Here is a 19,428-nt window from a genome sequence, read left to right on the forward strand (position 1 = left end):
GAGCATGAGCGACCAGCAGCATGACTACGTGGCCCTGGAGTGGGTCAAGGGCGAGATCGCCGACACCCTGAAGCAGGCCCGCCAGGCCCTCGACGGCCTCGACGAGCCGGAGCACGCCGGCCAGGACATTGCCGAATGCCTGGCCTGCATTCACCAGGTGCATGGCAGCCTGCAGATGGTCGAGTTCTACGGCGCGGCGCTGTTGGCCGAGGAAATGGAACAGTTGGTGCTGGCCATGCAGCAGGGCCGGGTCAGCGAGCCGGGCGAAGCCGTCAGCCTGCTGCACCAGGCATTCACCCAGTTGCCGCTGTACCTGGACCGCGTGCACAGCGCCCGGCGCGACCTGCCGCTGGTGGTGCTGCCGCTGCTCAACGATCTGCGCAGTGCCCGTGGCGAAAGCCTGCTCTCGGAAACCAGCCTGTTCAGCCCGGCCCTGCTGGAATTGCCGCCGCTCGATGGCGAGGCCTTGGCGCAGTTGACGCCATCGGAGTTGCCGGGGCTGCTGCGCAAGTGGCGGCAGATGCTGCAGACCGCCCTGGTCGGCTTGTTGCGCGAGCAGGATGACGCCACCAACCTGGGCTACATGGCCAAGGTCTTCAGCCGTCTCGAAAGCCTGTGCCAGGGGGCGCCGCTGGCACCACTCTGGCAGGTCGGCTCGGCATTGGTCGAAGGCATGCTCGCCGGTGCGATCAGCAACAGCCCGGCGCTGCGCAGCCTGCTCAAGGATGCCGACAAGGAACTCAAGCGCCTGCTCGAACAGGGAATCGAGGGCGTCAACCAGGCGGCGCCGGAAGAATTGCTCAAGAGCCTGCTGTTCTACATCGCCAAGGCGGAGCAGCCCACCGCGCAGATGCTCGTGCTCAAGGCCCGCTACGACCTGGACGAGGCCTTGCCGGATGCCCGCGTGGTCGACGAGGAGCGGGCGCGCCTGGCCGGTCCCGACCGCGACGCCATGCGTTCGGTGGTGTCGGCGCTCTGCGAGGAACTGGTGCGGGTCAAGGAGCGGCTGGACCTGTTCGTGCGCAGCGACCGCCAGCACACCGACGACCTGGCCAGTCTGCTGGCACCGCTGCGGCAGATCGCCGATACCCTGGCGGTGCTGGGTTTCGGCCAGCCGCGCAAGGTGATCATCGACCAGTTGGCGGTGATTCAGGGCCTGGTCCAGGGCCTGCGGGAACCCAATGACGCGGTACTGATGGATGTGGCGGGCGCCTTGCTCTATGTCGAGGCGACGCTGGCCGGGATGGTCGGTACGGTCGAGCCGCAAGGCCGTGAAGACAGCCGGCTGCCGACCACCGACCTGACCCTGATCCACCAGATCGTGATCCGCGAAGCATTGCTCTGCCTGCAACAGGCCAAGGACCTGATCGTCGACTATATCGACGCCGACTGGGATCGCGAGCGCCTGGCACCGCTGCCCGACCTGTTGACGCAGGTGCGTGGTGCCCTGTCGATGATTCCCCTGGCGCGTGCGGCGAGCCTGCTGGAGACCTGTAACCACTACATCCGCGAACACCTGATCGACGAGCCGGCCTCGCCGTCCTGGCAGCAGCTCGACCGTCTCGCCGATGCACTGAGCGGCATCGAGTACTACCTCGAACGCCTGGCGGAAGATCACGAGGCCCTGGGGGAGGCGGTATTGGACAAGGTCGAGCAAAGCCTCGATGCGCTGGGCTGTACGCCAGTGGAGCTGGAGGTGCCGCTGCTCGAAGAGATGCTGAGCCCTACCGAAGCGCTGGTCATGCGGGACCTGCAGGAACTGGATGATCCCCACGTGGTGCAGTCCCTGGCCGATGTGCTGGCCAATCCGGTCTCGGAACTCAACCCGCCGGCGCGGCAGGTGCCCCGCAGCCTGCTGCCGCCACCGTCGGACGAGGCGCCGGTCGATGACGAACTGCGCGAAGTGTTCCTCGAGGAAGCCGCAGAAGTCCTCGACGCCCTGCGTGACTACCTGCCGCGCTGGCTCGCCGACCTGGAAGGCAAATCGGCCCTGGGCGAGCTGCGCCGGGCCTTTCACACCCTCAAGGGCAGTGGTCGGATGGTCCGCGCGCTGGTGCTGGCCGAACTGGCCTGGGCCATGGAAAACCTGCTCAACCGGGTGTTGGAACGCAGCCTGGAGCCCGGGGCCGAGGTGCCTCCCCTGATCGATGAGGTCCTGCACCTGCTTCCGGAACTGGTCGACGAGTTCGCCGCCGATGCCCAGCGCCAGCGCGACGATGTCGACCAACTGGCCGCCCGCGCCCATGCCCTGGCCAGCGCCGGTGGCGAGCAGGGCGACGAGACCGCCGACGGCGTGGAAGAGCTTGACCGGCAGTTGCTGGAGATCTTCCGCAACGAGGCCGAGTCCCACCTCGACAGCCTCAACCATTTCCTCGAACAGGCTGCCGAGCACTTGCCGCTGCAGGTCAGCGACGAACTGCAACGCGCCCTGCACACCCTCAAGGGTAGCGCCTACATGGCCGGTGTCCTGCCGATGGCCGAATTGGCCGCGCCGCTCTATTACCTGGTGCGCGAGTTCAAGGCCCATCAATTGGCGCTGGACCTGGACGAGGTCGAGCTGCTGTTCGAAGCCGAAGGCCTGTTTCGCCAGGGGCTCAAGCAACTGGCGAGCGATCCGCAGATCAGCATCGAGGGGGCACCACGACTGATCCATCGCGCCGAGACATTATTGTCCGCGCGGCTCGAAGCCTTGCTGAGCGGGCCCGGCAGCGCCCAGCGCACGCGCCGTGACCCGCAATTGATCAGCAGCTTCCTGGCCCAGGGCATGGACATCCTGCTGGATGCCGAGAGCCTGCTGCAGCGCTGGCAGCAACACCCCGGCGAACGCCAGGAACTGAACGACCTGCTGGACGAATTGACCACCCTCGGCCAGGGCGCGCATCTCGCCGACCTGGAGCCGGTGGACGAGTTGTGCGAAGCCTTGCTGGATATCTACGGTGCCGTCGAGGAAAGCAGCCTGGCGGTCAGCGAACGGTTTTTCCATGAGGCGCAGCAGGCCCACGAAGCGCTGATCAACATGCTCGACGAACTGGCCGCCGGCCAGGCGATCAACCCGCAGCCGGCCCGGGTCCATGCCTTGCGCGAGCTGCTCGACGAAGCGCTCGACCCGTCCGCCACCGGCTTGATCAGGACCGATGGCGGCCATGCCCTGAGCATCAGTGAACTGGGCGCGGCCACTGCCGCAGTGGCACAGGTCGAGGAAAGCGTCGACCTGGACGACGAGATCGTGGCGATCTTCCTCGAGGAGGCGACGGATATCCTCGACAGCGCCGGGCAAGCCTTGCAGCGCTGGCTGGATGAGCCGGACAACGCGGCGTCGCTGCTGTCCCTGCAACGGGACCTGCACACCCTCAAGGGTGGGGCACGGATGGCCGAGATCGGCCCGGTCGGCGACTTGGCCCATGAGCTGGAGAACCTTTACGAAGGTCTGTTGGACCGGCGCTTCAGCCACTCGCCGCCATTGGCGCAACTGCTGCAAACGAGCCACGACCAGTTGGCCATCATGCTGGAGCAACTGCAGGACCAGCGGCCGCTGAGCGATCCGGCGCTCTTGATCGACAGCCTGCGAACGTTCCGCCAGCAGGGCGCCGAGCCTCAGGGACCGGAACCGCTGGAGCCGCCTGCGCCTGCTGGTGATCCGGAACTGCTTGAAGCCTTTCTCGAGGAAGGCTTCGACATCATCGAAAGTTCCGGCGCGGCGCTGCAGCGCTGGCGTGCCGAACCGTCGAGCCGCCAGGAGGTGGAAAACCTGCTGCGCGACCTGCACACCCTCAAGGGTGGCGCACGGATGGTCGAGGTTGCGCCGATCGGCGATCTGGCCCACGAGCTGGAGTTCCTCTATGAAGGCGTGTCGACCATGTTGCTGCAGCCTGGCGAGGCGCTGTTCGACCTGTTGCAGGGCGGTCATGACCGCCTGGCGCAAATGCTCGATGCCGTACGGGCCGAGCAGCCGGTGCCATCGGCCGACGCGCTGATCGCCGAGATCCAGGCATTCGGCCGGCAGCCGCCGATCGAACCGCCAGCAGTCGCTGAACCGCCGGCACCGACATCGCTCAAGAGCGAGCCGGAGGCCGAACGCCCGCCCCAGGACATGATCAAGGTTTCCGCCGATGTACTCGAAGACCTGGTCAACCTGGCGGGCGAGACCTCGATCTTTCGTGGACGCATCGAGCAGCAGGTGAATGACGCCAAGGTCGCACTCAACGAAATGGAAACCACCATCGAGCGAATGCGCGACCAGCTGCGCCGGCTCGACACCGAGACCCAGGGGCGGATTCTCAGCCGCCAGCAGGTAGAAGCCGAGCGCCTGGGCTACGAGGAGTTCGACCCGCTGGAGATGGACCGCCACTCGCAACTGCAGCAACTGTCGCGGGCGTTGTTCGAGTCGGCGTCCGACCTGCTGGATCTCAAGGAGACCCTGGCCGGCCGCAACCAGGACGCCGAGAATCTGCTGTTGCAGCAGGCACGGGTCAACACCGAGTTGCAGGAAGGCCTGATGCGTACCCGCATGGTGCCATTCGAGCGCATGGTGCCCCGGCTGAAGCGGGTGGTACGGCAGGTCGCGGCGGAGCTGGACAAGGACGTCGAGTTCATCGTCGGCAACGCCGAGGCCGAGGTCGACCGCAATGTCCTCGAACGCATGGTTGCGCCGTTGGAGCACATGCTGCGCAACGCCGTCGACCATGGCCTGGAAAGTACCGAGGCACGGCGTGCCGCCGGCAAGCCGGAGCAGGGACGGATCACCCTGGACCTGTCCCACGAAGGCGGCGACATCGTTTTCGATATCCATGACGACGGGGCTGGCGTCCCGCTCGAGGCCGTGCGGCGCAAGGCGATCAAGCGCGGGATGATCGAGGAAGACACGCTGATCAGCGACCGCGATGTGCTGCAATTCATCCTCCAGCCGGGCTTTTCCACCGCCGAGCGCATCACCCAGATTTCCGGGCGCGGCGTCGGCATGGACGTGGTCCACGAGGAGGTTCGGCAGTTGGGCGGGACCATGACCATCGACTCGATCAAGGGCCAGGGCGTGCACTTTCAGATTCGCCTGCCGTTCAGCGTCTCGGTGAACCGCGCGCTGATGGTCCAGTGCGGCGATGAGCAGTATGCAGTGCCGCTCAATACCGTCGAAGGCCTGGTGCGGGTGCTGCCCAACGAGCTCGAGGGGTATTACCAGGTCAATCCGCCGCGCTACGAGTACGCCGGGCAGACCTACGAATTGCGTTACCTGGGCGAGCTGCTGAAAACCGTCAGCAAGCCCAAGCTGCTTGGCCTCAGCCAGCCGCTGCCGGTGCTGCTGGTGCATTGCAACGAGCAGCGGGTGGCCCTGCAGGTCGACAGCCTGGCCGGTACCCGCGAGATCGTGGTGAAAAGCCTCGGGCCGCAGTTTGCCGGGGTCTCGGGCCTGTCAGGGGCGACGATCCTTGGCGATGGCCGGGTGGTGCTGATTCTCGACCTGCTGGCGCATGTCCGCACGTCCCAGGCCTGGGTGCCGGTGCCGCGGGCACTGAGCGACCTGGCGGGGGACTTCACGCCGCTGCGATCGCGGCTGGTGCTGGTGGTGGACGACTCGGTCACCGTGCGCAAGGTCACCAGCCGGTTGCTGGAACGCAATGGCATGAACGTGATCACCGCGAAGGATGGCGTCGACGCCATGGCCTTGCTGCAGGAACACACCCCGGACCTGATGCTGCTGGATATCGAGATGCCGCGCATGGACGGCTTCGAAGTCGCGACCCGCGTGCGCAACGATGCACGCCTGAAGGACCTGCCAATCATCATGATCACCTCCCGCACCGGCCAGAAACACCGCGACCGGGCCATGGCCATTGGCGTCAACGACTACTTGGGCAAGCCGTACCAGGAGTCGGTGCTGCTGGAAAGCATCGCCCAGTGGAGCCCTGCCCATGCATGAACACAGTACCAGCAGCCTGACCGGCCTGATGCTGCCGCTGGCTGATCGCTACCTGTTGCTGCCGAACGTGGCGGTGGCCGAACTGATCGATTTCCAGCGAGGTGAACCGGCCAGCGATGCACCACCGTGGTACCTGCGCCAGGTGACCTGGCGCGACCGCCACTTGCCGCTGATCAGCTTCGAAGCGGCCTGTGGCGGGGCGATCGCCGTGGGCGAGAGGGCCCGGATCGTGGTGCTCAACACCCTCGGCGGTCGGCCGGAGCTGCGTTTCATCGCCCTGGTGATCCAAGGCATTCCACGTTCGTACAAGCTCGACAGCCAGTTGAGCTTCGTCGACGTGCCGCTTTGCCGCCTGGAGAAGGCCGCGGTGCAGGTTGGCGAGCTGGTGGCGAAGATCCCGGATCTGCCGAGGTTGGAGCAGTTGGTGCTGGAGTCGGGGTTGGCCTGACGTTTTGCGTTGTGGCTGATGGCCCTTTCGCGGGCAAGCCCGGCTCCTACAGGCGGGGGGCCGGCATATCGCGAAGATACTCTGTAGGAGCCGGGCTTGCCCGCGAAAGGGCCGGACCTGCTATTCCGATGACACCTGCCCGTTCCCCGTGACGACGACACGGCTCCCCGCCACCGCATCAAATCATTAACTTTGGCGTAACGATCAGGCGCCGAGCTTGATTGATGCCCTGTCCAATCACTCCTACTGTCTAGCCCACGACAGCGAACCCGTGGAGTGAGCATGACAACCCCCAATTCCCCCGACTCGCGCTGGACGCGACGCCGTGCCGAGAAGCAGCGTCGCCTTGAGCAGGTGCGAGCCCTTGCCGATGGCGTGGTGTTGCCGACCGACAAGATCGTTGCTGCCCTGCAAGCCCTGATCATGCCCGGCGACCGGGTGGTGCTGGAGGGCAACAACCAGAAGCAGGCCGACTTCCTTTCCCGCTCCCTGGCCCAGGTCGATCCGGGCCGCCTCCACGACTTGCACATGATCATGCCCAGTGTCGGCCGGGCCGAGCACCTGGACCTGTTCGAGCGTGGCATCGCCCGCAAGCTGGACTTCTCCTTCGCCGGCACCCAGAGCCTACGCATCAGCCAGTTGCTGGAAGACGGCCTGCTGGAGATCGGTGCGATCCACACCTATATCGAACTCTATGCACGGCTGGTGGTGGACCTGATTCCCAACGTGGTGCTCAGCGCCGGCTTCATGGCCGACCGCGCCGGCAATATCTACACCGGCCCCAGTACCGAAGACACCCCGGCGCTGATCGAGCCGGCGGCCTTCAGCGACGGCATCGTGATCGTCCAGGTCAACCAGTTGGTCGACGACGTCAGCGAACTGCCCCGCGTGGACATTCCCGCCTCCTGGGTCGATTTCGTGGTGGTGGCCGACCGGCCGTTCTACATCGAGCCACTGTTCACCCGCGATCCACGGCACATCAAGCCGGTGCATGTGCTGATGGCGATGATGGCGATCCGCGGGATCTACGAGAAACACAACGTCCAGTCCCTTAACCATGGGATCGGTTTCAACACTGCCGCCATCGAGCTGATCCTGCCAACCTATGGCGAGTCCCTGGGCCTGAAGGGCAAGATCTGCCGCAACTGGACGCTCAATCCGCACCCGACCCTGATCCCGGCGATCGAAAGCGGCTGGGTCGAGAGCGTGCATTGCTTCGGTACCGAACTGGGCATGGAGAACTACATCGCTGCCCGACCGGACGTGTTCTTCACCGGGCGCGACGGCTCGTTGCGTTCGAACCGTATGGTCTGCCAGTTGGCCGGGCAGTATGCGGTGGACCTGTTCATTGGCGCGACCCTGCAGGTCGATGGCGATGGTCATTCATCCACCGTGACCCGTGGCCGCCTGGCCGGCTTTGGCGGGGCGCCGAACATGGGCCATGATCCCCGTGGCCGGCGGCACGGCACGCCGGCGTGGCTCGATATGCGCCTGGACCGTGGCGATGCACCCGAAGCCCTGCTCGAACGCGGCAAGAAGCTGGTGGTGCAGATGGTCGAGACGTTCCAGGAGGGCGGCAAGCCGACCTTCGTCGAAACCCTCGATGCGGTGGAGGTGGCGCGCAAAAGCGGCATGCCGCTGGCGCCGATCATGATCTATGGCGACGACGTCACCCACCTGCTGACCGAGGAGGGTATCGCCTACCTGTACAAGGCCCGCTCCCTGGAGGAGCGCCAGGCGATGATCGCCGCGGTGGCCGGGGTCACCGTCATCGGCCTGCGGCACAAGCCCGCTGACACCGCGCGGCTGCGCCGCGAAGGGCTGATCGCCTTGCCCGAGGATCTGGGTATCCGTCGCACCGACGCCAGTCGCGAACTGCTGGCGGCCAAGAGCGTGGCCGACCTGGTGGAGTGGTCGGGTGGTCTCTACAACCCGCCTGCACGATTCAGGAGCTGGTAAATGCACGCCTTCAACCTGCAGCCCCAACCTCTTTCATTGTCCGAGCGCCTGGCGGATTTCGCGGTGGAAGCACTGATCGACGAAGCCGACCTGTCGCCCAAACCGGCGCTGGTCGACCGGCGTGGCAGCGGCGCGCACAGCGACCTGCACCTGGGCCTCATGCACGCCTCGGCATTGTCGTTGTGGCCGATGTTCAAGGAGATGGCCGATGCGGCCATGGCCAGCCAGGAAGCTGACCCCTGGCACAAGCAGAGGCTGTGCCGAGAGGGCATAGTGTGGCGAGCGGGCTTGCCCGCGCCGGGGTGCGAAGCGCCCCTGAAACCGGATAACGCGGGGTATCAGACAGACCGGGCTGTCTGGGTTTACGGCGGCTTCGCCGCCGAACGCGGGCAAGCCCGCTCGCCACAAGAGGGCGGCGCGGCAGCGCAAGCCACTTCGTCATATCCGAGAACTGCAATCACTCTCTCGTTGCGCGAGGCGCTGGGCCGCATCGGTCGTGACGGCGAGCAGGCGATGTTGCAGACCACCGGCGGCGTGAATACCCATCGCGGGGCGATCTGGGCCCTCGGCCTGCTGGTGGCCGCCGCGGCGCTGGAGCCGGGGGCCGTCAAGGCCGGGACACTGACCGTCAGGGCGGCACGTCTGGCCTTGCTCGAAGACCGTCACGCGCCCGTCAGTCGCAGCCATGGTCGCCAGGTCGCCGAGCGCTATGGCGCACGGGGCGCCCGGGAGGAAGCCCAGCTGGGCTTTCCGGCAGTGACCCTACTGGGCCTGCCGCAACTCAGGCGCAGCCGCCTGGCCGGTCACGGCGAACAGAACGCCCGACTGGATGCCTTGCTCGCGATCATGACCGGCCTGGCCGACACCTGCGTGCTCTATCGCGCCGGCATGCCTGGCCTGCAAGCGATGCAGCAGGGCGCCCGTGCCGTGCTGGAGGCCGGCGGCAGTGCCAGCCTGGCCGGGAGGCGCTGCCTGCATGAACTGGATCAACAGCTTTTGGCGATGAATGCATCACCAGGGGGCGCGGCGGACCTGCTCGCGGCCTGCCTGCTGATCGATCGCCTCGAACAGGAAGCCTTGTGATGGAAACCTTGTCCTTTGAATTCCCCGCCGGGCAGCCGCCCAAGGGTCGTGCCCTGGTGGGTTGCGTCGGTTCCGGCGACCTGGAAGTGCTGCTCGAACCCGGTCGCCCCGGCACCCTGTCGATCCAGGTGACGACCTCGGTCAATGGCAGCGCCGCCCGCTGGCAACACTTGTTCGAGCGGCTGTTCGATGGCCGCCAGCCACCAGCGCTGGCCATCGAGATCCATGACTTCGGCGCCACGCCCGGCGTGGTCCGCTTGCGCCTGGAGCAAGGTTTCGAGGAGATCGGCCATGACTGACAGCGAACGCCTGTTGAACAAGCACAGTTTCGTCGAACTCGGCGCCCGCCAGCGGGCGAGGGCGCTGCTCGACAGTGGCAGTTTCCGCGAATTGCTCGACCCCTTTGCCCGGCTCATGTCGCCCTGGCTTGAGCGTCAGGGCGTGGTGCCCCAGGCCGATGACGGCGTGGTGATCGCCAAGGGCAGCATTGACGGCTTGCCCGTGGTGATCGCGGCCATTGAGGGCGCCTTCCAGGGTGGCAGCGTCGGCGAGGTCGGCGGCGCGAAGATCGCTGGCGCCCTGGAACTGGCCGCCGAGGATAACCGCCAGGGCATTCCGACCCGCGCCGTGCTGCTGCTGGAAACCGGCGGTGTGCGCTTGCAGGAGGCCAACCTGGGGTTGGCGGCCATTGCCGACATTCATGCAGCGATTGTCGACCTGCGGCGCTATCAGCCGGTGATCGGCGTGGTGGCCGGCAGCGTCGGTTGCTTTGGCGGCATGTCGATTGCCGCGGCGCTGTGCAGTTACCTGGTGGTGACCCAGGAGGCCCGGCTGGGCCTCAATGGTCCGCAGGTGATCGAGCAGGAGGCGGGCGTGGAGGAATATGACTCTCGCGACCGGCCCTTCATCTGGAGCCTGACCGGCGGCGAGCAACGCTTCGCCAGCGGCCTGGTGGATCGTTATGTGAGTGATGACGCGGCCTCGATCCGCCAGCAGGTCGCGGCCTTGCTGGAGGCCGGCCTGCCCGAAACGCAGCGCAGTCGCCGAGTTGATTGGTACCTGCAGCGGCTGGCCGAACTGGATGCCACGCCACAGATAGAGCCGGCCACGGTACGCCGTCTTTTCCAAGGAGATCGCCCATGAGTACTCATTCTTTGCGCGGTTTGCACTGGTTCCAGGCGTTGGCCGGTGGCGTTGCCGGGGTAGCCGGCCTGCCGGCTTCCCTGAAAGTCGCCGATACCGTGCTGGGCGCCCAGCCGGTACGTCTGTTGGCGGTGGTGCCGGATGAGGCCAACCGTTTTGTCCGCGCCCGCAACGGCGAGGTGGGCCTGCTGGAAGGCTGGAGCCTGGCCAGGGCAGTGGACGAGGTGATCGAGGCCGACGGCGCCAGCGGGCAAAAGCGCGCGTTGATCGCCATTGTCGATGTACCGAGCCAGGCTTACGGACGCCGTGAAGAAGCCCTGGGGATCCATCTGGCTCTCGCAGCGGCCGCCGACAGCTACGCCCGCGCCCGGCTGGCGGGGCATGCGGTGATTGCGCTGCTGGTGGGCAAGGCGATGTCCGGGGCGTTTCTCGCCCACGGCTACCAGGCCAATCGGCTGGTCGCCCTGCGTGATCCGGGCGTGATGGTGCATGCCATGGGCAAGGCCTCGGCGGCGCGGGTGACCCTGCGCAGTGTCGAGGAGTTGGAGGCCCTGGCGGCCAGCGTGCCGCCGATGGCCTATGACATCGACAGTTATGCCAGCCTGGGGCTGCTCTGGAATACCCTCGATGTGGAGCGGATCGAACAGCCCACGGCCGAGGACCTGGCCCGTGTGCAGGACTGCCTTGGCGCCGCTATCAGCGACGTGGCGCATCGCGGCACGGACCTGAGCGGGCGCCTGGGCGCGAGCAACCGGGCGGCGTCGAGCCGGGTCCGGCAGCTGTTGCGCGAGCAATGGTGAGCGTAGATGCGTAGCCACGCTGAATACCTTCCCCACGACCTGCTCTGGGGGCTGACCCCGGCCCAATTGCCGGCGGATGCACCGGCCTGGGTGTCGGAGGTTCTGGGCCTTGGCCAACCGGTGGTGGTGCGGCGCGCGCTGACGGCGGCGGATCAACTGCCGGTCGGTGTGCGCGGGACATTGCGTGAGCAGCGTTTCGCCACGCTGATGCCGAGGGCGCTGGTCGAGCGCCGGGTCAGCCCCGAGGCGCTGCTCGACAGCACCTTGGCAACGCAGGATTGGCCGGCCCTGCAGGCGCTGCGCCAACTGCGGCCGTTGCTCGATGCCTGGGGGCTGGCCTGGGGCGTCAGCGGCAGTGCCGGTTTCGAGTTGGCCACCGGTTTGCCGACGCTGCATCCGCAGAGTGACCTGGACCTGGTCCTGCGTACACCACAGGCGCTGTCACGGCGTCAGGCCGCCGATCTGCTGCGCCACCTCGACAATCCGTTCTGCGGTGTCGACCTGCAACTGCAGACCCCGCTGGGTGCGGTGGCCTTGGCGGAATGGGCGGGGTCGGCGCAGCGGGTCCTGCTCAAGGGCGCTGTCGGTGCGCTGCTGGTGAACGACCCCTGGAATGCCCAGGAGCAAGCGGCGTGAGCAGTTTGCTGGCGTTTCCCGGCCAGGGCGCGCAGCAGCCCGGCATGTTGCGGCGCCTGCCCGAGGCGGCAGTCATTCGTGAGTGCCTGGACGAAGCCAGCGATGTGCTGGGTGAAAACCTGGCGTTGCTGGATACCGCACAGGCGCTGTCCTCGACCCGCGCGGTCCAGCTCTGTCTGCTGGTCGCCGGGGTGGCCGGCGCCCGACTGTTGCTGGAAAACAGTCCGGCGCCGGCTTATGTCGCCGGCCTCTCCATCGGTGCCTATCCGGCGGCGGTGGTGGCCGGTGTGCTGGATTTCAGCGATGCCCTGCGGCTGGTCAGCCTGCGTGGCCGCCTGATGCAGCAGGCTTATCCACAGGGCTACGGGATGACCGCGCTGATCGGCCTGGACCTGGCGGCTGTGGATAAGTTGCTGGCCCAGGTACATGGCCCGCGGACGCCGGTCTACCTGGCCAATATCAACGCCGACAACCAGTGCGTGATCGCGGGCAGCGATGCCGCGATGGCGGCGGTGGGCGCGGGGCTGAAACAGGGCGGAGTGGCCCGGCGCCTGGCGGTCAGCGTGCCGTCCCACTGTCCGCTGTTGGACGAGCCGGCGCAGGCATTGGCGGCGGCATTCGCCGGGGTATCGATGCGGGCGCCGCGATTGGGCTATCTCAGCGGTAGCAGTGCCCGGCTGCTGCGCAGCGCCGAACAGATCCGCGATGACCTGGCCTTCAACATGTGCCGGCTCGTCGATTGGCGTGGCACCGTGCAAAGCGCCTATGAGCGTGGCGTGCGGCTGCAGATCGAACTGCCACCGGGCACGGTGTTGACCGGCCTGGCGCGCCGGGTATTCGAGCAAGGCAGCGTGATCGCCTTCGACGGTGCCCGGCTGGACAGTCTCAAGGCACTGCTGGACGAGGAGGGACGCCGCCACCGATAAAGACCGGCTGCTGCTTCGAAGGACAAAAACAACAACTTCGACAATGCGATGCGAGGATAACAACAATGATTATTTACGGTGTGGCACTGCTGGCGGCCTGTACCTTGGCCGGGGTGGTTCTGGGCGACATGCTCGGCGTCCTGTTGGGCGTCAAATCCAATGTCGGTGGGGTCGGGATCGCCATGATCCTGTTGATCTGCGCCCGTCTGTGGATGCACAAGCGCGGCGGCATGAGCCAGGGTTGCGAGATGGGCGTCGGTTTCTGGGGCGCCATGTACATCCCGGTGGTGGTCGCGATGGCCGCCAACCAGAACGTGGTCACCGCGCTGCATGGCGGGCCGGTGGCGCTGCTGGCGGCAGTCGGCTCGGTGCTGCTGTGTGGTTGCACCATTGCTCTGATCAGTCGGACCAACCGCGGCGAGCCGTTGCCGGCCGAGCCACCGGTGGTGGTGGCGGATGCCCATGTCGCAGGAGGTCGCTGACATGTGGGATCTCGTCGAGAAGGCACTGGAACACAATGGGCTGATCACCGCCTTCGCGTTGGTCGGGGTGGTGATGTGGCTGTCGGTGCTGCTGTCGCGGCACCTGACCTTCGGCCGGATCCATGGTTCTGCGATCGCCATCGTGATCGGCCTGGTCCTGGCCTGGGTCGGCGGCACGCTGACCGGTGGGCAGAAGGGCCTGGCGGACATGGCGCTGTTCTCCGGTATCGGCCTGATGGGCGGCGCCATGCTGCGTGACTTCGCGATTGTCGCCACCGCCTTCGAGGTGCAGGCCACCGAGGCGAGGAAGGCTGGCCTGATTGGCGCTGTGGCCCTTTTGTTGGGCACCGTGCTGCCGTTCATTGTCGGCGCGAGCATGGCCTGGGCCTTCGGTTATCGCGATGCGGTGAGCATGACCACCATCGGTGCCGGTGCGGTGACCTATATCGTCGGCCCGGTGACCGGCGCCGCAATCGGTGCCAGTTCCGACGTCATCGCCTTGTCGATCGCCACGGGCCTGATCAAGGCGATCATGGTGATGGTCGGCACGCCGGTGGCGGCGCGCTGGATGGGCCTGGACAACCCGCGTTCGGCGATGGTGTTCGGTGGCCTGGCCGGCACGGTCAGCGGCGTGACGGCCGGGCTCGCGGCAACGGATCGGCGTCTGGTGCCTTACGGTGCGCTGACGGCGACCTTCCACACCGGCCTTGGCTGCCTGCTCGGGCCATCGGTATTGTTCTTCATTGTCCGCGGCCTGGTGGGCTGAAGTCTCGCTCAAGGGCGGTGGTTGGCGTACATCCGGCACTCCGCGAGGAGTGCCAGCAGGTTCGGGTCGCGTTCCTTGGCCTTGAGGAACACTACGCCGATATCCTGCTGCAGGTGGTAGCGCGCCTGTAGCGGGATGAGTTTCACCCGGTTCTCGTACACTGCGGCGATCCGTCCCGGCAGCAGGGCGTAGCCGACACCGGAGCTGACCATGCTCAAGAGGGTGAAGATGTCGTTGACCTGCATCGCCACCTTGGGCTCGAAACCCGCCTGCTCGAATACCCGGTTACCGTCGCGGTGGGTGGCGAACCCCTGGGTCAGGGTGATGAAAGTCATGTCACGCAGGTCCGCCAGGTCCACCTGTGCCTGATGGGCGAACGGCGAGTCGGCTGGGGTGGCGAGAAAGATATCGTCGCAGAACAGGGGCAGGTGTTCGCAGTCCGGGTCGTTGGTGGTCTCGTCCAGCGACACCAGGATCGCGTCCACTTCCATGTTCCTGAGCTTGTACAGCAGGTCGATGTTCGAGCCGAGGATCAGGTCGATGTTCAGTTCGCTGCGGCGGATCTTCAGGCCCATGATCAGTTGCGGCACGGTCTTCACCGTCAGCGAATAGAGCGAGCCGAGCTTGAAGCGTTCGGCGGAGAAACCGGCGGCCTCGCGGGTCACGCGGATGCTTTCGACCACGTCCTGGATCAGCTTCTGCGCGCGCTCCTCCAGCACATAGGCACTTTCCAGCGGCGTCAGGTTGCGTCCCTCATGCTTGAACAACGGACAGCGCAGGGCATTTTCCAGCGAATGGATGGCCCGGTGCACGCTGACGTTGCTGGTTTGCAGCTCGGCCGCCGCCCTTGCCAGGTTGCCGGTACGCATGAAGGCCAGGAACACTTCCAGCTTTTTCAGGGTCAGTTCTTCATCGATCAACATGGCGGCGGGCTCTTCTTCGAATGCCCTGATTGTGCCCAAGTCCTCGCGGGTTGGCCGAGGCTTTTTTACGGATGTGCGTTTCTGCCGATCGCGGATCAGTCGACCAGGCCATGGGCGGCGGCAAGCCGTCTTTGGAAGGCCAGCAGTGCATCGTCGGCCGGCCAGCCCTGGTAGCCACCACGCAGGGTACGAGCCCCGACGTTGCCGTAGGCCGGCAGGAAGCTGTCGGGCAACGGTCGGCTGCAGGCCGTTGCGTGCCATTGGCGCAGCAGGTGCCGTTGGCGTCCTGGCTGCGGACTGTCGGTAAAGCAGGTCCGGGCGTGACAGACCAGGTGGTTGTTGAGAAACAGCAGGTCGCCGGGAAGCAGTTCCAGCTCCAGGCACATGTCCGGCTCGCTGGCGATATCGTGTACCGCATTCAGCGCGGCGCGGGCCATGGTGCCCAGTTGCGGTGCACCGGGCAGGCGCTCGCAGTCGAGGTTGCGCTGGCGATAGAAGCGGCTGGCAAAGACGCCACGCTCCAGGGAGAACACCGGGCAGAGGAAAAAGCGCCGGTCGCTGGTGATGTCGCGTGTCGGGTCATGGAACGCGAGGGGTTGATAGAGCGACTGGCACAACGACGGATGCTCGCGCATCAGGCGGTCATGCACGGCCCGCAGGCTGGCCAGGCGGAACAGCCCGCCACGGGCCGCCTGTTGCAGGCAGAGCAGGGTCGTCAGGTCGCAGGCGTCGGTATGGAACTCCATGGAGCGACTGGTGAGGTGATTTCGGAACGTCGTCTGGTGCGGTTGTCGACGATCGCGGACATCAACCAGTAACTCGCCGGCGTGATTCTGTACCAGCGGTACGCCCAGATGCAGGCCGATGCCCCAGGCCATCCGGCGGGCCTCTTCGGGAGTCTTGTCGGCGGTGGGGAAACCGGTGATCAGAAACGCCCCAAGGCCTCGCTCGGCCTCAAGCACGGCCGTCTGCAGCCGGGTGTGCAATGTGGGCAGGGGGAAGTCAGCCGGGGTCATTTCCAGCGGCGACCGGCCCCGGTGTTGCGAGTACGCCAGGGCGCAATCGAGTTCGACGACCTGGGCGCGGTCCAGCCGGTGTATCCAGGAAAGCGCGTGTTCGATCAGCTTTTCGCGGTTCCAGGCTTGAAGGGTGCGAGTCATGACGGGCTCCCGTGGAGGTGAGATTCGGTACTCCCATTCTCTGTATCGTTTGGTTATTTTTTCTTAGGCTATGGAGTGAAACTTGGAAGCTTGTTTCTTTTTCTGTAGTAGGAAGCCGCTGTAACGGGTGGCGGGACCTGGGCCGATCTTGCATTGCGGGTGGCCGGGTCCGAACCTGACAGGCTGTCTTGATCAACGGAGGTGGGCGGTACATGTATCACGGGGAACGACTCAACGCCTGGACCCATCTGGTGGGCGCGGTACTGGCGTGCATCGGCGCGATCTGGCTGTTGGTGATGGCGAGCCTGGATGGCAGCCCGTGGAAGATCGTCAGCGTGGCGATCTACGGCGTGACGCTGATAACGCTGTACAGCGTGTCGACGGTGTACCACAGCGTTCGTGGGCGGGCGAAAGTGATCATGCAGAAGGTCGATCACCTGTCGATCTATCTGTTGATCGCCGGCAGCTACACCCCGTTCTGCCTGGTCACCTTGCGTGGGCCGTGGGGCTGGAGCCTGTTCGGCATCGTCTGGGGCCTGGCGGTGATCGGCATGTTGCAGGAGATCAAGCCGCGCTCGGAGGCGCGAATCCTGTCGATCGTGATCTATGCGGTGATGGGCTGGATCGTGCTGGTGGCGATCAAGCCCCTGCTGGCCGCGCTGGGCACGGCCGGATTCATCTGGCTGGCCACGGGTGGCGCGCTGTATACCCTGGGCATCATCTTCTTTGCCCTGGACCACCGGCTGCGCCACTCCCACGGGATCTGGCACCTGTTCGTGATCGCCGGCAGTGTCCTGCATTTCGTGGCGATCTGCTGGTACGTGATCTGAGACTTCAGAAATCGCCCCACAGCTGCTGCGCCACCGCCAGGGCCACCACGGGCGCGGTCTCGGTGCGCAGCACGCGTGGACCGAGGCGCGCTGGCCGGTAGCCGGCCTTGGCCGCCTGTTCGACTTCGGCGTCGGACAAGCCGCCTTCCGGGCCGATCAGGAATGCCAGGCTGGCCGGCTTGGGATGGCTGGTCAGCGGTTCGGCCACCGGGTGCAGCACCAGCTTCAGTTCGGCTTCGGTCTGCTTCAGCCATTCGCCCAGCGTCAGCGGCGGGTGGATCAGTGGCAGGGTGGAGCGACCGCATTGCTCGCAGGCGCTGATCGCGATCTGCCGCCAGTGGGCCAGGCGCTTGTCGGCGCGTTCGTCCTTGAGCCGGACTTCACAGCGTTCGCTGACGATCGGGGTGATTTCATTCACGCCCAGTTCGGTGGCCTTCTGGATCGCCCAGTCCATCCGCTCGCCACGGGACAGGCCCTGTCCGAGGTGAATGTGCAGCGACGAATCCGGCTGGCCGGCGAAGGTCTCGGTCAGTTGCACGCGCACGTGCTTCTTGCCGACTTCCAGCAGGCTGCCGAGGAATTCGTTGCCCGAGCCGTCGAACACTTGCAGCGCATCACCCTCGGCCATGCGCAGCACGCGACCGATATAGTGGGCCTGGGCTTCCGGCAGTTGGTGTTCGCCGAGGCTCAGGGGGGCGTCGATAAAGAAGCGGGACAGTCTCATGGTGCGTCTCTGAATATCTTAATGATGTGTTGCCGGGGCGGGCCCGTTCGCGGCGGTGCGGCGTCCTAGCCCGGATCACGGAAGTCCGGGTGGAAGTTCTCCGGCACCGCCACGCTGACCGTGCTGCGGGTGGCGATGTCGATCCCTTCGCTGGCCACTTCGGCGAGGAAGTCGATCTGCTCCGGGGTGATCACGTAGGGCGGCAGGAAATACACCACGTTGCCCAGTGGCCGCAGCAGGGCGCCGCGCTCCAGGGCATGCTGGAACACCTTGAGGCCACGGCGCTCCTGCCACGGATAGGCGGTTTTGCTCGCCTTGTCCTGTACCATCTCGATCGCCAGGGCCATGCCGGTCTGGCGGACCTCGGCAACATGCGGGTGATCGACCAGGTGCGCGGTGGAGCTGGCCATGCGCTGGGCCAGGCCCCGGTTGTTTTCGATGACGTTGTCCTGCTCGAAGATATCCAGGGTCGCCAGCGCCGCCGCACAGGCCAGCGGGTTGCCGGTGTAGCTGTGGGAGTGCAGGAAGGCGCGCAGGGTGGGGTAGTCGTCGTAGAACGCATCGTAGACATCGTCGGTGGTCAGGCACGCCGCCAGCGGCAGGTAGCCGCCGGTGAGGGCCTTGGACAGGCACAGGAAGTCCGGGCGGATGCCGGCCTGCTCGCAGGCGAACATCGTACCGGTACGGCCGAAGCCCACGGCGATTTCATCGTGGATCAGGTGCACGCCGTAGCGGTCGCAGGCCTCGCGCAGCAGCTTGAGATAGACCGGGTGGTACATGCGCATGCCGCCGGCACCCTGGATCAGCGGCTCGATGATCACGGCGGCGACGCTCTGGTGGTTGTCCGCCAGGGTCTGTTCCATGACCTGGAACAGGTTGCGCGAATGTTCTTCCCAGCTCATGCCCTGCGGGCGCAGGTAGCAGTCCGGGCTCGGCACCTTGATGGTGTCCAGCAGCAGGGCCTTGTAGGTCTCGGTGAACAGCGGCACGTCGCCGACCGACATCGCCGCCACCGTTTCGCCGTGGTAGCTGTTGGTCAGGGTGACGTAGCGTTTCTTCTGCGGCTGGCCGCGGTTGAGCCAGTAGTGAAAGCTCATTTTCAGCGCGACTTCGATGCACGACGAACCGTTGTCGGCATAGAAGCAGCGGGTGAGGCCCTCGGGTGTCATCTTCACCAGGCGCTCGGACAACTCGATCACCGGCTGGTGGCTGAAACCGGCGAGGATCACGTGCTCCAGTTGGTCAACCTGATCCTTGATCCGCTGGCTGATACGTGGATTGCAATGACCGAACACATTGACCCACCAGGAACTGACGGCATCGAGGTAGCGCTTGCCGTCGAAATCCTCCAGCCACACGCCTTCGCCGCGCTTGATGGGGATCATCGGCAGTTGCTCGTGATCTTTCATCTGGGTGCAGGGATGCCACAGCACCGCGAGGTCGCGTTGCATCCACTGGTTGTTCAGGCTCATTTCCACTCTCCCACGGGCGCCTCGCGACAGGCGCGGGCCAACAATCGCGCAAGCCTATGCAATGCCGGGCGACGGGACAACCCGTGCGGGCCAATCCAGCACTTGCGAAACTGGCGAAACGCCCGTGTAGCGGGGCTTGCAGCGCTCATGGCAATTATCTTC

Annotated in this window: 16 protein-coding genes; 12 read left to right on the forward strand and 4 right to left on the reverse strand. The window is 65.8% G+C overall.

Annotation, left to right across the window (positions count from 1 at the left end; all coding sequences use genetic code 11):
• Positions 1-4 precede the first annotated feature (4 nt).
• The 11 genes from AC6I6U_RS05625 to madM all read left to right on the forward strand — a co-directional run bounded on the left by AC6I6U_RS05625 (position 5) and on the right by madM (position 14,157).
• Positions 5-5,914 carry an Hpt domain-containing protein gene (locus AC6I6U_RS05625; protein WP_497881045.1) on the forward strand — a complete coding sequence of 1,970 codons (5,910 nt, stop codon included), beginning with the start codon at positions 5-7 and terminating at the stop codon, positions 5,912-5,914.
• Positions 5,907-6,362 carry a chemotaxis protein CheW gene (locus AC6I6U_RS05630; RefSeq protein ID WP_497881046.1) on the forward strand — a complete coding sequence of 152 codons (456 nt, stop codon included), beginning with the start codon at positions 5,907-5,909 and terminating at the stop codon, positions 6,360-6,362. The genes AC6I6U_RS05625 and AC6I6U_RS05630 overlap by 8 nt, the downstream gene beginning before the upstream one ends.
• A gap of 282 nt (positions 6,363-6,644) precedes the next feature.
• A complete protein-coding gene (gene mdcA, locus AC6I6U_RS05635; RefSeq protein ID WP_497881047.1) occupies positions 6,645-8,321 on the forward strand; it encodes a malonate decarboxylase subunit alpha in 1,677 nt (558 codons plus the stop codon).
• Positions 8,322-9,404: a triphosphoribosyl-dephospho-CoA synthase gene (locus AC6I6U_RS05640; protein WP_497881048.1), complete on the forward strand. Its 1,083-nt coding sequence runs from the start codon at positions 8,322-8,324 to the stop codon at positions 9,402-9,404.
• Positions 9,404-9,703: a malonate decarboxylase subunit delta gene (locus AC6I6U_RS05645; RefSeq protein ID WP_497881049.1), complete on the forward strand. Its 300-nt coding sequence runs from the start codon at positions 9,404-9,406 to the stop codon at positions 9,701-9,703. The genes AC6I6U_RS05640 and AC6I6U_RS05645 overlap by 1 nt, the downstream gene beginning before the upstream one ends.
• Positions 9,696-10,547 (forward strand): biotin-independent malonate decarboxylase subunit beta, encoded by an 852-nt coding sequence (locus AC6I6U_RS05650; protein ID WP_497881050.1) that lies wholly within the window; start codon positions 9,696-9,698, stop codon positions 10,545-10,547. Before AC6I6U_RS05645 ends, AC6I6U_RS05650 begins: the two co-directional genes overlap by 8 nt.
• Positions 10,544-11,347 (forward strand): biotin-independent malonate decarboxylase subunit gamma, encoded by an 804-nt coding sequence (gene mdcE, locus AC6I6U_RS05655; RefSeq protein WP_497881051.1) that lies wholly within the window; start codon positions 10,544-10,546, stop codon positions 11,345-11,347. The genes AC6I6U_RS05650 and mdcE overlap by 4 nt, the downstream gene beginning before the upstream one ends.
• Before the next feature lie 6 nt (positions 11,348-11,353).
• Complete coding sequence (locus AC6I6U_RS05660; RefSeq protein WP_497881052.1) at positions 11,354-11,983, forward strand: malonate decarboxylase holo-ACP synthase; 630 nt, start codon at positions 11,354-11,356, stop codon at positions 11,981-11,983.
• Positions 11,980-12,909, forward strand: a complete 930-nt coding sequence (gene mdcH, locus AC6I6U_RS05665) for a malonate decarboxylase subunit epsilon (RefSeq protein WP_497881053.1) — start codon at positions 11,980-11,982, stop codon at positions 12,907-12,909. Before AC6I6U_RS05660 ends, mdcH begins: the two co-directional genes overlap by 4 nt.
• 65 nt (positions 12,910-12,974) lie before the next feature.
• Entirely contained in the window at positions 12,975-13,391 is a 417-nt protein-coding gene (madL, locus tag AC6I6U_RS05670) for a malonate transporter subunit MadL (RefSeq protein WP_497881054.1), read from the forward strand.
• A gap of 1 nt (position 13,392) precedes the next feature.
• Entirely contained in the window at positions 13,393-14,157 is a 765-nt protein-coding gene (gene madM / locus AC6I6U_RS05675) for a malonate transporter subunit MadM (RefSeq protein ID WP_497881055.1), read from the forward strand.
• 8 nt (positions 14,158-14,165) lie between these two features.
• On the opposite strand, the gene AC6I6U_RS05680 is transcribed toward madM, so the two are convergent.
• The gene (locus AC6I6U_RS05680; RefSeq protein ID WP_497881056.1) at positions 14,166-15,080 is read right to left on the reverse strand and encodes a LysR family transcriptional regulator; all 915 of its coding nucleotides are present in this window, start codon (positions 15,078-15,080) and stop codon (positions 14,166-14,168) included.
• Positions 15,081-15,175: 95 nt separating this feature from the next.
• Positions 15,176-16,240, reverse strand: a complete 1,065-nt coding sequence (locus tag AC6I6U_RS05685) for a TauD/TfdA family dioxygenase (protein WP_497881057.1) — start codon at positions 16,238-16,240, stop codon at positions 15,176-15,178.
• Between the two features lie 212 nt (positions 16,241-16,452).
• Here AC6I6U_RS05685 and trhA point away from each other — a divergent pair, with 212 nt between their 5' ends.
• Positions 16,453-17,070 (forward strand): PAQR family membrane homeostasis protein TrhA, encoded by a 618-nt coding sequence (gene trhA / locus AC6I6U_RS05690; protein WP_497881058.1) that lies wholly within the window; start codon positions 16,453-16,455, stop codon positions 17,068-17,070.
• Between the two features lie 4 nt (positions 17,071-17,074).
• Here trhA and AC6I6U_RS05695 read toward each other — a convergent pair whose 3' ends face one another.
• A complete protein-coding gene (locus tag AC6I6U_RS05695; protein ID WP_497881059.1) occupies positions 17,075-17,794 on the reverse strand; it encodes a 16S rRNA (uracil(1498)-N(3))-methyltransferase in 720 nt (239 codons plus the stop codon).
• 65 nt (positions 17,795-17,859) lie between these two features.
• Positions 17,860-19,266, reverse strand: coding sequence for an adenosylmethionine--8-amino-7-oxononanoate transaminase (locus AC6I6U_RS05700; RefSeq protein ID WP_497881060.1), 1,407 nt, complete (start codon positions 19,264-19,266; stop codon positions 17,860-17,862).
• Positions 19,267-19,428 lie beyond the last annotated feature (162 nt).

Source organism: Pseudomonas sp. UTLPPB19802 (genome assembly GCF_059730225.1).